Annotated in this window: 13 protein-coding genes; 5 read left to right on the forward strand and 8 right to left on the reverse strand. The window is 71.6% G+C overall.

Annotation, left to right across the window (positions count from 1 at the left end; translation table 11 throughout):
• Positions 1 to 14: 14 nt before the first annotated feature.
• On the reverse strand, positions 15 to 407 hold the full coding sequence (locus POF73_RS12970) for a hypothetical protein (RefSeq protein ID WP_272114818.1): 393 nt from the start codon (positions 405 to 407) through the stop codon (positions 15 to 17).
• 3 nt (positions 408 to 410) lie between these two features.
• On the opposite strand from POF73_RS12970, the gene POF73_RS12975 reads away from it, so the two are divergent.
• Entirely contained in the window at positions 411 to 686 is a 276-nt protein-coding gene (locus tag POF73_RS12975; RefSeq protein ID WP_272114819.1) for a hypothetical protein, read from the forward strand.
• Between the two features lie 142 nt (positions 687 to 828).
• Here POF73_RS12975 and mshC read toward each other — a convergent pair whose 3' ends face one another.
• The 4 genes from mshC to POF73_RS12995 all read right to left on the reverse strand — a co-directional run bounded on the left by mshC (position 829) and on the right by POF73_RS12995 (position 4,281).
• Positions 829 to 2,058, reverse strand: a complete 1,230-nt coding sequence (gene mshC / locus POF73_RS12980) for a cysteine--1-D-myo-inosityl 2-amino-2-deoxy-alpha-D-glucopyranoside ligase (RefSeq protein WP_272114820.1) — start codon at positions 2,056 to 2,058, stop codon at positions 829 to 831.
• Positions 2,059 to 2,152: 94 nt separating this feature from the next.
• Complete coding sequence (locus POF73_RS12985; protein ID WP_272114821.1) at positions 2,153 to 2,971, reverse strand: SCO1664 family protein; 819 nt, start codon at positions 2,969 to 2,971, stop codon at positions 2,153 to 2,155.
• A complete protein-coding gene (locus POF73_RS12990; RefSeq protein WP_272114822.1) occupies positions 2,935 to 3,525 on the reverse strand; it encodes a DUF3090 domain-containing protein in 591 nt (196 codons plus the stop codon). The genes POF73_RS12985 and POF73_RS12990 overlap by 37 nt, the downstream gene beginning before the upstream one ends.
• Before the next feature lie 69 nt (positions 3,526 to 3,594).
• Positions 3,595 to 4,281 carry a histidine phosphatase family protein gene (locus POF73_RS12995; protein ID WP_272114823.1) on the reverse strand — a complete coding sequence of 229 codons (687 nt, stop codon included), beginning with the start codon at positions 4,279 to 4,281 and terminating at the stop codon, positions 3,595 to 3,597.
• A 62-nt stretch (positions 4,282 to 4,343) separates the two neighbouring features.
• Between POF73_RS12995 and corA the strand changes: the two genes are divergently transcribed.
• A complete protein-coding gene (corA, locus tag POF73_RS13000; protein WP_272114824.1) occupies positions 4,344 to 5,342 on the forward strand; it encodes a magnesium/cobalt transporter CorA in 999 nt (332 codons plus the stop codon).
• Between the two features lie 3 nt (positions 5,343 to 5,345).
• On the opposite strand, the gene POF73_RS13005 is transcribed toward corA, so the two are convergent.
• Positions 5,346 to 6,134 (reverse strand): ferritin-like domain-containing protein, encoded by a 789-nt coding sequence (locus POF73_RS13005; RefSeq protein WP_272114825.1) that lies wholly within the window; start codon positions 6,132 to 6,134, stop codon positions 5,346 to 5,348.
• Positions 6,135 to 6,371: 237 nt separating this feature from the next.
• Positions 6,372 to 7,427 (reverse strand): LLM class F420-dependent oxidoreductase, encoded by a 1,056-nt coding sequence (locus POF73_RS13010; protein ID WP_272114826.1) that lies wholly within the window; start codon positions 7,425 to 7,427, stop codon positions 6,372 to 6,374.
• 186 nt (positions 7,428 to 7,613) lie between these two features.
• Between POF73_RS13010 and POF73_RS13015 the strand changes: the two genes are divergently transcribed.
• Positions 7,614 to 8,597 (forward strand): aldo/keto reductase, encoded by a 984-nt coding sequence (locus tag POF73_RS13015; RefSeq protein ID WP_272114827.1) that lies wholly within the window; start codon positions 7,614 to 7,616, stop codon positions 8,595 to 8,597.
• Positions 8,594 to 10,846 carry a helix-hairpin-helix domain-containing protein gene (locus POF73_RS13020; protein ID WP_272114828.1) on the forward strand — a complete coding sequence of 751 codons (2,253 nt, stop codon included), beginning with the start codon at positions 8,594 to 8,596 and terminating at the stop codon, positions 10,844 to 10,846. Before POF73_RS13015 ends, POF73_RS13020 begins: the two co-directional genes overlap by 4 nt.
• 95 nt (positions 10,847 to 10,941) lie before the next feature.
• Here POF73_RS13020 and POF73_RS13025 read toward each other — a convergent pair whose 3' ends face one another.
• On the reverse strand, positions 10,942 to 11,658 hold the full coding sequence (locus POF73_RS13025; RefSeq protein WP_272114829.1) for a hypothetical protein: 717 nt from the start codon (positions 11,656 to 11,658) through the stop codon (positions 10,942 to 10,944).
• A 47-nt stretch (positions 11,659 to 11,705) separates the two neighbouring features.
• Here POF73_RS13025 and POF73_RS13030 point away from each other — a divergent pair, with 47 nt between their 5' ends.
• Complete coding sequence (locus POF73_RS13030; RefSeq protein WP_005485166.1) at positions 11,706 to 11,894, forward strand: DUF5703 family protein; 189 nt, start codon at positions 11,706 to 11,708, stop codon at positions 11,892 to 11,894.
• The last annotated feature ends 87 nt before the right edge of the window (positions 11,895 to 11,981 follow it).

Below are 11,981 nucleotides of genomic sequence, written 5' to 3' on the forward strand. Positions count from 1 at the left end.
CGCAGCCCATCACATCAAGGGAAGGTGACACCCGCATGAGCACCACCCCGCAGATGAGTCACATGGGACAACAGCTCGGCCAGCAGGTCCCGAGCACATCGCCGTATCAGCAGCAACAGCAGCCGTATGGCCAGCAGGGCTACGGCCAGCAGGGCCAAGGCCAGCAGGGCCAAGGCCAGCAGGGCCAAGGCCAGCAGCAGCCGTACGGCATGGGCGGCTCCTTGGAGCAGCTCCAGCAGCTCGGCCAGCAGCAGCCGTTCCAGCAGCTGCTGCAGCAGCTCGGGCAGCCGCAGGTCGGCCAGCAGCAGGGCTACGGCCAGCAGCAGGGCTTCGGGCAGCAGCAGGGCCATGGCCAGCAGCTCCAGGGCGACCAGCAGCAACAGCAGTCCGAGCAGCAGGTTCTGCATCTGTTGCACCAGGTCACGCAGGCCGCCGTCCAGTCCGCCGTCGAGCAAGCCCCGGTGGCCGGTATCGCGAACGGCTACATCGACATCGTCCAGCCGCTCCCGGGTCAGCCGTCGCAGATCTTCCTGCGCATCGGCAACGTGTTCCGGGTCTTCAACAACCCGAACCCGCAGACCCACGACCAGGTCCAGGAGGCCTTCGCGTTCGGCCACCAGGTCATCGGCGTGTGGGACAGCGGCTCCCCGCTGGTCCTGCGCAGCATCCAGATCCGCAGGATCTGACCGGAACCTGAAGCACGGCGCACCCACGGCACGTGAACCATCGGCGCCATGAACCCTCGGCGCCGTGAAACAAGGGGGCGCTTCCACCCGCGGGGAGGAAGCGCCCCTCTCCTGTGCCTACGGCTCTGCAGCTCCGCGGCCCCTAGAGAGCCACGCCCAACAGTGCGTCCACGGCCCGCGACACGATGCCGGGGGCGCCGATGTCCGTGCCGCCCTCGGTGTCCTGCCGTGCGACCCAGCGGTCGACCGCCGCGAGTGCGGCCGGGGCGTCCAGGTCGCTCGCGAGGGCGTCGCGGATCTCCTCGACGAGCGCCTCGGCGGACGGCCCGTCGGGCCGGGACACCGCGGCACGCCAGCGGTCGAGGCGGGCGAGGGCGTCCTGGAGCACCTGGTCGGTCCACTCCCAGTCGGCCCGGTAGTGGTGGGCGAGGAGCGCCAGCCGGATGCCGACCGGGTCCACGCCGTCCCGGCGCAGCCGGGAGACGAAGACCAGGTTGCCCTTGGACTTCGACATCTTCTCGCCGTGCAGCGCGACCATGCCGGCGTGGACGTACGCCTTGGCCATCGGGAACTCACCGGTCAGCACCTGGGCGTGCGAGGCGCCCATCTCGTGGTGCGGGAAGGCGAGGTCGGAGCCGCCGCCCTGGACGTCGAAGCCCATGCCGAGGTGGTCGAGGGCGATGGCGACGCACTCTATGTGCCAGCCGGGCCGGCCGCGTCCGAGCGAACCGCCGTCCCAGCTGGGCTCGCCGGGCCGGGCCGCCATCCAGAGCATCGGGTCGAGCGGGTTCTTCTTCCCGGGCCGGTCGGGGTCGCCGCCGCGCTCGGCGGACAGCAGCCGCATGGCGGCGGCGTCGAGCCCGGAGACCTTGCCGAAGTCCGGGTCGGACTCGACGGAGAAGTAGGTGTCCCCGTCGAGTTCGTACGCCGCCCCCGCGTCCCGGAGCCGCTCGACGAGCGGCACGATCCCGGGTATCGCCTCCACCGCGCCGATGTAATGCCGCGGCGGCAGCATGCGCAGGGCGGTCATGTCCTCGCGGAAGAGCGCGGTCTCCTTCTCGGCGAGCGCGGCCCAGTCGATGTCGTCGCGCTCGGCCCGCTCCAGGAGCGGATCGTCGATGTCGGTGACGTTCTGGACGTAGTGGACCTGCCGCTTGGTGTCGAGCCACACGCGCTGAACGAGGTCGAACGCGTTGTAGGTCGCCGCGTGCCCCATGTGGGTCGCATCGTACGGAGTGATGCCGCAGACGTAGATACGGGCGACGGGACCGGGGTCGAGGGTGACCAGACCGCCGGTCGCGGTGTCGTGGATCCTCAGGTCGCGGCCCTGACCGGGCAGGGCGGGGACCTCAGAAGCGGGCCAGGCATACATGTCATGAGCGTAACCGGACGGATGTTCCGTACACGAACCGGACCAGGTCGGATGGCCGGTAAGGCCGTCTTGCGCGATACCGGCCATTGTGCTGCTAGACGGGCGGCCAGGGAATGGCCGGCCACTCCCCGCTCGGCTGCGGATGCCGCCCGGACTCCAGCAGCGCGTCGACACGCGCACGCGTGGCGTCCAGTTCCACGGCGGTGATCAGGCCGCCCAGCCGTTCGGCCAGCGCCCCCGAGGTCCCCAGGGCCGTCTGGAGCTCCTTCAGGACATCGACCGCCTCCGCGGTGAGGGGCTCCCCCGCCCAGCCCCACAGCAGGGTGCGCAGCTTGTTCTCGGCGTTGAAGGTGACGCCGTGATCGATGCCGTAGAGCCGGCCGGCCTCGGTGGGCAGCAGATGCCCGCCCTTGCGGTCGGCGTTGTTGATCACGGCGTCCAGGACGGCGAGGCGCCGCAGCCGCTCGTCGTCGGCGTGCACGAGCAGGGCGGTCTTTCCCTCACCGACCTCGGCGAAGCCGATCGCCTTCCAGCCGGGCCCGGGTTCCTCGCCGTCGACCAGGGCGAGCAGCTCGGCGTCCGGCGTCGCCTCGATCCACAGCTGGACCATGCCTTCGCCGTGCGGCCCGTCCCGCAGCACGGTCGGCGGTACGAGCCCCCAGCCGGTCGCCTCGGAGACCTCGTACGCGGCGACCTCGCGCTCGGCGAGCGTCCCGTCGGGAAAGTCCCACAGCGGCCGCTCACCGGCGACCGGCTTGTACACGCAGGACGCCTCCTGCCCCTCGTACGCGACCGTGCAGAACAGCGCGGCGTTCGACGCCTCACGGATACGGCCGCGCACCGTCAGCTCACCCTCGGCGAGCAGGTCCACCGAGGTCACGCTCCGCGGCGGTATCCGTTCTGGCGCGGACATACATGTCCTTCCGGGTCGAGCGGGAGGCTGCACAGCGGACACGGCGGCCGCCCGGCGTTGACGACGTCAAGGGCGCGCTTGGCGAAGGCCCTCGCCTGTGCGCCGGTGAGCCGGACCCGCAGCATCGGGGGGCCGTTCTCCTCGTCCTGCAGCAGTCGCTCCTCGGCCTCGGCGAGGTCCTCCTCGGAGTCCGCGTCGAGTTCCACGAGCGCCTGCGCCTCGACGATCATGCGCTGTTCCTCGCCGTCCCAGGCCAGGGCCATGGTGCCGACGCGGAACTCCTCCTCGATGGGGGTGTCCAACGGGCCGCTGTCGGAAATCTCGGAGGGCGCCATGGCGGGGACGGCGGCGCTGCCGCCACTACGCCGTACGACCTCGTCGAGCAGTTCGTCCATGCGCTCGGCGAGGGCGGCGACCTGGGTCTTCTCCAGGGCCACGCTGGTCACCCGGGAGCCTGCGGTGGCCTGGAGGAAGAACGTACGGCGTCCGGGCAGTCCGACCGTACCGGCCACGAAACGGTCCGGGGGGTCGTAGAGGAACACCTGACGGGACACGTCCTGTCTCCTGGAGTCGTGGATGGGCGCGGCGCACTTGCAACCGCTTCACCCTACTGCGCCCGACGATCACGGTGCGCCCGCGCCGCCGCCGACCGTCGCGTCGCCGGCCGGGGGTTCCTCGCGCGGGGCGAGGGACGCGAAGTCACCGGTGTCCCCGAGGCGTACGAGGAACGGCCTCAGGCGTGTGTAACGGATCGCGGTGATGGAACACGGTTCTACGGAAATCCTCTGGAAGAGGTCGAGATGAAGTCCGAGTGCGTCCGCCACGAGGGACTTGATGACGTCGCCGTGCGAGCACATCAAGTACACCGCGTCCGCGCCGTGATCGCGCTCCACGCGCGCGTTCCACTCGCGTACGGCCTCGGCGGCCCGGGTCTGCATCGCACGCATCGACTCGCCGCCGGGGAACGCGGCGGCCGACGGGTGCGCCTGGACGATCTCCATCAGCGGCTCGTCCCCCAGCTCGGCCAGCTTGCGGCCGGACCAGTCGCCGTAGTGGCACTCCCCGATCCGCTCGTCGGTGTGCGCCGTGAGGCCGGGGCGGGCGTCGAGGAGCGGCCGGATCGTCTCCTGGCAGCGTTGCAGGGGGCTGGTGACGATCTCGGAGAGGGGCAGCTCGACGAGCCGGCCGGGCAGTGCGGCGGCCTGCGCGGCCCCGCGCTCGTCGAGGGCGACGCCGGGCGTCCAGCCGGCGAGCACTCCCTCGGTGTTGGCGGTGGAACGTCCGTGCCGGACCAGGATCAGCGTGGGCATGCGGCCCAGCGTAGGCGCAGCAGGGGGTGCGTCCGCGGGCGGACGGCGGGAGAATACGCTCCGTGATCGTCGACTGCGCCATCTATCGCGACGGACGCCGGACGGAGGGGCCGCCGGACTTCTCCGACGCGCTGGACCTGTGCCGTCTGCAGGACGACGCGTTCGTCTGGATCGGCCTGTACGAGCCGACGGAGAAGGAGTTCGACAAGGTCACCGAGGAGTTCGGACTGCATCCGCTGGCCGTGGAGGACGCCCTGAAGGCGCACCAGCGGCCGAAGCTGGAGGTGTACGACGACTCGCTGTTCATGGTGCTCAAGCCGGTCGGGTACGAGCCGAGGAGCGACATCGTCTCCTCCGGCGAGGTCATGGTCTTCATCGGCGACTCGTTCGTGGTGACCGTCCGGCACGGCGAGGAGGCGCCGCTGGGGGTGGTCCGGGCCCGGCTGGAGCACGAGCCGGAGATGCTGCGGCACGGTCCCACGGCGGTGCTCTACACGATCGCCGACGCCGTGGTCGATCACTACGTCGACGTGGCGGGCGAGCTGGGCACGGATCTGGCGGAGCTGGAGGCGGAGGTGTTCTCACCGACCGGCGGGGGCTCCCGGCACACGGCCTCGCGCATCTACGCCTTCAAACGGCAGATCATGGAGTTCCGCAAGGCCACCGGCCCGCTCGCGCAGCCCCTGTCCCGGCTCGCGGGTACGGGCCTGATCGGCGCGCGTGTGCCCTTCGTGCACGACAAGGCGCAGCCCTTCTTCCGCGATGTGAGCGATCACCTCACGCGCGTGAACGAGTCCGTGGAGGGCCTGGACCGGCTGGTCTCCGACGTCCTCTCGGCTCATCTGGCGCAGATGAGCGTCCGGCAGAACGACGACATGCGGAAGATCTCCGCGTGGGCGGCCATGGCCGCCGTCCCCACGATGATCGCGGGGATCTACGGCATGAACTTCGAGCACATGCCGGAGCTGCACTGGTCCGGTTCGTATCCGGTGCTGATCGTGGCCATGGCCACCGTCGAGGTGCTGCTGTACCGGCTGTTCAAGCGCCGGGGCTGGTTGTAGGCGTCAGGCGAACTCGGGCGCCGAGGTGGCCGGCCCGCCCAGGGCGTCGCGCCGTTCGGGCATCTTCAGGGACACCATGCGCCGCCAGCCCGCCAACCGCTCCCAGGCGTACACGGCGTGGATGCCCGCGGCGAGCACGGCGGCCTTGGGCCGGGGCCAGCCGAGGATGCGGCCCATGTGGGCCATGACCGCGAGGCTGACGTCCCGGTAGATCCGGATCTCTGAGAGAGCGCACTCGCGCAGGGTGCGCTGGATGGCGCGGCCGTGCCCCTGGGCCGCGAAGCTCAGGAGTTCCTCGTGGCAGTAGGCGAGGTGGTTGTCCTCGTCGGCCGAGATCATCTTGACGGCGCGGCCGATGTCGGGGTGATCGGCGAAGTACTTGCGCAGCAGGTCCATCTGCTCCGAGGCGCGCTGTTCGGTGACCCTGCTGTGCGACAGGTACGTGACGATGTCCTGGACCGTGAGCTGTTCGTCGCTCTTGAGCTTGTCGTGGGCGAGCCCGATGCCGCGCTGCTCCAGCAGCATCGTGTAGTCGGTCTCGGGCGGGACGGGGACGGGTTCGAGGCCGCGCTTCTTCAGCAGGGCGTTGAAGATCCGCCCGTGCTTGTCCTCGTCCGCGCCGTGCCGGGTGATCTTGGGGGCCATGTCGCGCTCGCTGTCGGGCACGAGCGCGGCGATACGCGCGTTCTCCCACCCGCCCTGGGACTCGCCGCTGGCCGCGATGGAGCAGAACAGGCGGAAGGAGTCGTCGTTGTCGAGGATCTCCTGGAACAGACTCTTGGCCGAAAGCATCGTGGGCACCTCTCTCGGGACGCCGCAGGATTCCGCAAAGAACGAGTCAAATGGGCTGAGACAGGTGCTGCAACAGTTACGCCGGACAACTCCGCCAAAAGAATGACCAGCGGGGTCACTACGGGGGCGTAACCGGGTGGGCGTGCACGCGTTGTTCTGCGTGACGGCCGTGGCGGGGAAGACCCCCGAGCCCCCACCACGGCCGCTGAAACTTCCCCGGGTCGTACGGCGCTCGCGTCAGGCCAGTCCGGCGCGCTCCAGGGCCTCGGTGCCGGCGCGCAGCGAGGCGAGGCGCTCGTCGAGCGTGAAGCCCGCGGGGGCGAGGCTGAGGGTGGTGACCCCGGCCGCCGCGTACTCCTTCATCCGGTCCGCGATGCGGTCCACGGAACCGAGCAGCGTCGTCTGGTCGATCAGCTCGTGCGGGATGGCGGCCGCGGCGCCCTGCTTGTCGCCGGACAGGTACTTCTCCTGGACCTCGGCGGCCGCGGCCTCGAAGCCCATGCGCTGGGCGAGTTGGTTGTAGAAGTTCTGCTTGGCGCTGCCCATGCCGCCGACGTACAGCGCGGTGTAGGGACGGAAGGTGTCGGCGAGCGTGGCCACGTCCTTGTCCTCGCCGACGGCCAGCGGGAGCGTCGGGCAGACATCGAACCCGTCGAGGGTCTTGCCGGCCTTCTCGCGCCCCGCGCGCAGGTACTTGATCGTGGTCTCCTCCAGGTGCTCGGCGGAGGGGAAGATCAGCAGGGCGCCGTCGGCGATCTCACCGGTCTGTTCGAGGTTCTTGGGACCGATGGCGGCGATGTACAGCGGGATGTGCTCGCGCTCGGGGTGCACGGTCAGCTTGATCGGCTTGCCGGGGCCGCCGGGCAGCGGCAGCGTCCAGTGCTGGCCCTCGTACGACAGCCGCTCGCGCGTCATCGCCTTCCGTACGATCTCGACGTACTCACGCGTGCGTGCCAGCGGCTTGTCGAACTTGACGCCGTACCAGCCCTCGGAGACCTGCGGCCCGGAAACGCCGAGGCCGAGCCGGAAGCGGCCGCCGGAGAGCGAGTCGAGCGTCGCGGCCGTCATCGCGGTCATCGCCGGCTGGCGGGCCGGAATCTGGAAGATGGCGGAGCCGACGTCGATGCGCTCGGTCTGGGCGGCGACCCAGGAGAGCACGGTGGCCGCGTCCGAGCCGTACGCCTCGGCGGCCCAGCACACCGCATATCCCAGCCGGTCGGCCTCCTTGGCGACGGCGAGATTGTCCGCGTCCATTCCGGCGCCCCAGTAGCCGAGGTTGATCCCGAGCTGCATGACGGATTCCCCTTACCGATCAGTAACGTCCCTTGTCGGCCCGACCTTAGCGCGGGGGACGACCCACGGGGAGGCAAGTGTGGCGGGCGTCGCGCGACCGGTCGCCGCTGTCCCCCGCCCCCGTCCCGGAAACTGGTCATCCACAGGCCCCCACATGGCAGGTTCTGGCCAGTAATCTCGGCGTTCATGGAGCAGAGGCATCTCGGCCGCACCGGCCTTCGCGTGTCCCGGATCGGGCTCGGCACCCTCACCTGGGGCAGGGACACCGACGAGCACGACGCCGCGGACCTCTTGAAGACGTTCTGGGAGGCGGGCGGCACCCTGGTCGACACGGCCGACGTGTACGGCGACGGAGAGGCCGAGTACCTGCTCGGCAGGCTCATAGAAGGGCTGGTCCCGCGCCGGGACCTGGTGATCTCGACGAAGGCGGGCAGCGTGCCCGACCCGGACCGCCGCTTCGACGGCTCGCGCGGCCATCTGCTCTCCGCACTGGACGCCTCGCTGGCCCGGCTCGGCACGGACTACGTCGACGTCTGGCACATCCACGCCTTCGACCCGCACACACCGCTGGAGGAGACCCTCCAGGCCCTCGACCTCGCGGTCAGCAGCGGCCGCGCCCGCTATGCCGGTGTCTCCAACTTCTGCGGCTGGCAGCTCGCCAAGGCGGCGACCTGGCAGCTCGCGGCGCCCGGCATACGCACCCGGCTGGCGAGCACGCAGCTGGAGTACTCACTGCTGCAGCGCGGTGTGGAGCGCGAGGTGCTGCCGGCCGCGCTGGACCTGGGCATCGGTCTGCTGCCGTCCTCGCCGCTGGGGCGCGGGGTGCTCACGGCCAAGTACCGGGGCGCGACACCGCCCGACTCGCGCGGCGCCTCGGAACACCTGGCGCCGTTCGTCGCGCCGTACCTCGACGACACGGCGAGCCGCATCGTGGACGCCGTGCAGACGGCGGCCGACGGGCTGGCCGTGACCCCGCTCCAGGTCGCCCTCGCCTGGGTCCGCGACCGGCCCGGCGTGGCCGCGCCCGTCGTGGGCGCACGCAACGCACAGCAGCTCACGGCGGCATTGTCAGTGGAGGCCCTTAGTCTTCCTGACGAGATCTGCCGGGCACTCGACGATGTGTCAGCGCCCGTGCACCGCTATCCCGATCACGACTGGAGCACGCTGTGACCACGGAGCCACCCGAGACCACGGAGAACGCCGAGCCGGGGACGCCGGGGGCCGCGGGTCCGGGACCCGCCGAGGGCGGGACGGTGGACGGGAACGCGGACGACGCCGGGGCCGGCCGGGCGGAGGGCGCCGAGGAGAGCGAGAGCGGGGCCGCAGCTTCACAGCCGGAGGGCGCCGCCGGTGACAGCGAGGCCGGGGACGGCGACGCCGCGGCGCAGAAGTCGGAGGCCGAGGCCGAGCTCGCCGCTCAGCGGATCGAGCGGGAGCGGATCGAGCGGCGCAAGGCGGAGAGGCAGGGGCCCATCGACAGCGGGACCAAGCTCAGCGGCAAGGCCGCCGACCTGCTGGCCGCCGTACGGGCCGTGGAGAGCGGTGCCAAGCCGGTGGCCGCCGTCTTCAGCGAGCCGGAGCCACCGCGCCGCCCCGCCCCGGAGCAGGCACGACGACCACAGCCCGTGGCAGCCGACGCCCCCGCGGGCCCCGCGCCGGAGACCGTCGACTCGGTACGGCGGGCGCTGGCCGACGGCGGCGCCCCGGAGACGCTCGCCCCGCAGATCGCCGCCGTGCTCGGCGAGAGCGCCGAGGACCAGCTGCGGGCCGACCCCTGGCAGTTGCTGCGCGTCACGGGCGTACGGCCCGAGCAGGCCGACGGGTTCGCGCGGGCGCTGCTCGGCGCGGAGTGCGGACCGGACGACGAGCGACGCGGCCGGTCGGTCACCGTGTGGCTGCTGGAGCAGGCGGCCCTGGCCGGGCACACGGCCCTGGAGCTGCCGGCGCTCACCGCGGCGCTGGCCCAGCGGGGTGTGCCGGACGCCGACACCGCCGTACAGAACACGCTGGCCGAGGGCGAGGCGCTGGCCTTCCAGGACGCCCTGGACGAACCCGGCGCGCCGGCCCGGCAGGACGACGAGGCGGAGGAGGACGAGGGGCGGCCCGTCCGTGTCCTCGTCGGCCTGGAGCGGTACGCCCTCGCGGAGGAGAGTCTCGCCGACGGGCTGGGCCGTCTGATCAACTCGGCGCCGAAGCAGGACGGTTCGACCGAGGAGTGGGAGCGGGCGGCGTCCGCCGCGGGCTCCGCCGCCGACCTGGTCCGCGCGGTCTCGGCACACGGTCTGGTCCTCCACACCGGCGGGGAGGCGTCCCTGGCCGAACCGGCGGCGCTGCTGCGCGCGGCGCACTCCCTCGGCCTGCGGGCCTGGGCGGTCACGCACACCCCGCTCGGCCGGGAACGCTTCTCGGCGCTGCTGAGCGAATCGGACCGACCGAATCACGACGCCGGCGCCGAATCCGCGCCCGGCGTCGCCACCGTGGCCGGACTGCTCTCGGGTGCCGAAGGGCCCGGCCGGGACGCGGACGGTGCGTTCGACCTCGATCTGCTCGTCGTGCTGGACGCCCCGCAGCTGGATGTCGAGACCGCGGCCCTGCTCACGGAGTCGCTGCCGGACGGGGCCCGGCTGGTGCCCGCCGGGGATCCGGCGGTGCTGTGGTCGGCGGGGCCCGGGCGGGTGTTCGCCGATCTGCTGGCGGCACGGATCTGCCCGCAGATCGCCTCACGGCGACCGGATCCGGGCCCGCTGGGCGAGCTGGTGTCCGGTGTCGGCATCGGTGAACTGAACCAGGTCGAGGCGCCCGGCAAGGAGCTGGTGATCGTGCCGGTGCGGGACGCGGGCGAGGCCGTGCACCGCACCGTGCAGCTCGTCGCCGACTCGGTGCCGCGGGCGATCGGCGTCCCGGCCGAGCAGACCCAGGTGATCACGCCGGGCCACGGCGGCGCGGCCGGTACGCGCGCCCTCAACGCCGCGCTCAAGGAGCGGCTCAACCCCGGCCCCGGCCGCTTCGGCGGCTTCGACCCCGGCGACCGTGTCGCCTACTCCCCCGCGCCGGGCCGTACGGTGCCGGGCCAGGTGGTGAAGGCCGACGCCGAGGGACTGCACCTGTCCTGCGCGGGCGAGGCCGTCGTCGTCCCGAAGGAACGGGTGGAGCAGTCCGTACGGCACGGCTGGGCCCTGACCGCGCACCAGGCGGTGGGCGGCCGCTGGCCGGCGGTGGTCGTGGTCCTGCCGGGCGACGCGGCCCAGGCCCTCAGCCGCCCCTGGGTCTACACGGCGTTCAGCCGCGCAGACCGCCACCTCTCCGTGGTCCACGGCGTGGAGCAGGCTCTGCCCCGAGCGGTCGCGGAGGTCCCGGCCAAACCACGCACCACCCGCCTGCCCGTCCTGCTCAGAACGCAGGGGACGTCGGCGGACTGACCGCAGGGCAGCCGACCGAGGGGCGTTGAACCGCGACGGCGGCGGTCACGGGACTCATCCGTGACCGGCGCCGTCGAAAACAGCAGCGATCCGCGTCAGCGATCCGCGTCCAGCGGTTCGAGGTCGTCGTCGTCCAGATCCGAGTCGAGCTCGTCCTCAAGCTCCTCCTCGGGTTCGTCGTCGCCGTCCTCGTCGTCCAGCTCGTCATCCAGCTCGTCGTCGAACACCGTGCTGACGTCGAACCGGCACACCACCCGCTGCGGGTCGACGCCCTCGAAGGGCAGCTCCAGCCACTCCCCCGGCTCGGGTGCCTCGTCCGCGGCGGTCACCCAGAGCGTGGAGTCGCCCTCCTCCAGGCCGAACTCCTTGTGCCGGGAGGCGATCTCGTCCGCCTCGAACTCGCCGAACAGCACACCCAGCGCCCCGTGCACCGTTCCGGAGAGCTCCGCGCCCTCGTCGTCGTCCACCGCCTCGACCCGCTGGGCCTGTGCGAGCAGCCGCTGCGGCTCCACCACGGCATAGTCGCGGCGGATCAGCACGCTGAGCGCGTTCGGTTCCTCGGGGCCCGTGTACGGCGGCAGCGCGTCGTCCGTACCGGGGATCTCGAAGGGAGTGACCTCGTCGTAACGGTCGTAGAGCAGCTCGTCGTAGGTCTCGGCGGCCGCGGCCAGCTGGTTGAACGCCTCGTAGACGCCCGGGTCGTCCTCACCCGACCGGCGCTCGACCGCGGCCAGGTGACGGTCGAGCGCGGTCTTGACCGCCTCGGCGGCGGCGCGTACCTCGGCAGCGGTGGGCTGCACAGCATCAGACATAGGGCAGACGCTATCCGTACCGAGCCCCAGCCCGCACAATAGATGCGATGCCCGAATACGAATTTGTCGACGTGTACGTGCCGCGCGGGGTCTCCCGCAAGGACGCCACACGCCTGCTGACGGACCATGCCGAGTACGGACACTGGGAGTTGGACCGCCTGAGCCTGCTGCGTGACGGAAGCCGCAGGGTACGGCTGCGCCGCAGGATCATCCGCCAGGTGCGCGCCACATGGTGAGCTGAGGCGACAGGAAGACACGAGCGAACAGAGCAGAACGGAGCGGGCCCCCCCCCCCCCCCGGCCGGCCCCCTGACAAACTAACCC

Origin of the sequence: Streptomyces sp. HD, from assembly GCF_028369295.1 — a bacterium.
In the GTDB taxonomy this organism is placed as follows: Bacteria; Actinomycetota; Actinomycetes; order Streptomycetales; family Streptomycetaceae; genus Streptomyces.

Bases quoted from the DNA above. Each gene is read 5' to 3' on its own strand.
- POF73_RS12970 (WP_272114818.1), bottom strand. From the start codon at position 407: ATGCAGAACCTGCTGCTCGGACTGCTGTTGCTGCTGGTCGCCCTGGAG.
- mshC (WP_272114820.1), bottom strand. From the start codon at position 2,058: ATGTATGCCTGGCCCGCTTCTGAGGTCCCCGCCCTGCCCGGTCAGGGC.
- POF73_RS12985 (WP_272114821.1), bottom strand. From the start codon at position 2,971: ATGTCCGCGCCAGAACGGATACCGCCGCGGAGCGTGACCTCGGTGGAC.
- POF73_RS12995 (WP_272114823.1), bottom strand. From the start codon at position 4,281: ATGCCCACGCTGATCCTGGTCCGGCACGGACGTTCCACCGCCAACACC.
- POF73_RS13005 (WP_272114825.1), bottom strand. From the start codon at position 6,134: ATGCTTTCGGCCAAGAGTCTGTTCCAGGAGATCCTCGACAACGACGAC.
- POF73_RS13010 (WP_272114826.1), bottom strand. From the start codon at position 7,427: ATGCAGCTCGGGATCAACCTCGGCTACTGGGGCGCCGGAATGGACGCG.
- POF73_RS13015 (WP_272114827.1), top strand. From the start codon at position 7,614: ATGGAGCAGAGGCATCTCGGCCGCACCGGCCTTCGCGTGTCCCGGATC.
- POF73_RS13025 (WP_272114829.1), bottom strand. From the start codon at position 11,658: ATGTCTGATGCTGTGCAGCCCACCGCTGCCGAGGTACGCGCCGCCGCC.
- POF73_RS13030 (WP_005485166.1), top strand. From the start codon at position 11,706: ATGCCCGAATACGAATTTGTCGACGTGTACGTGCCGCGCGGGGTCTCC.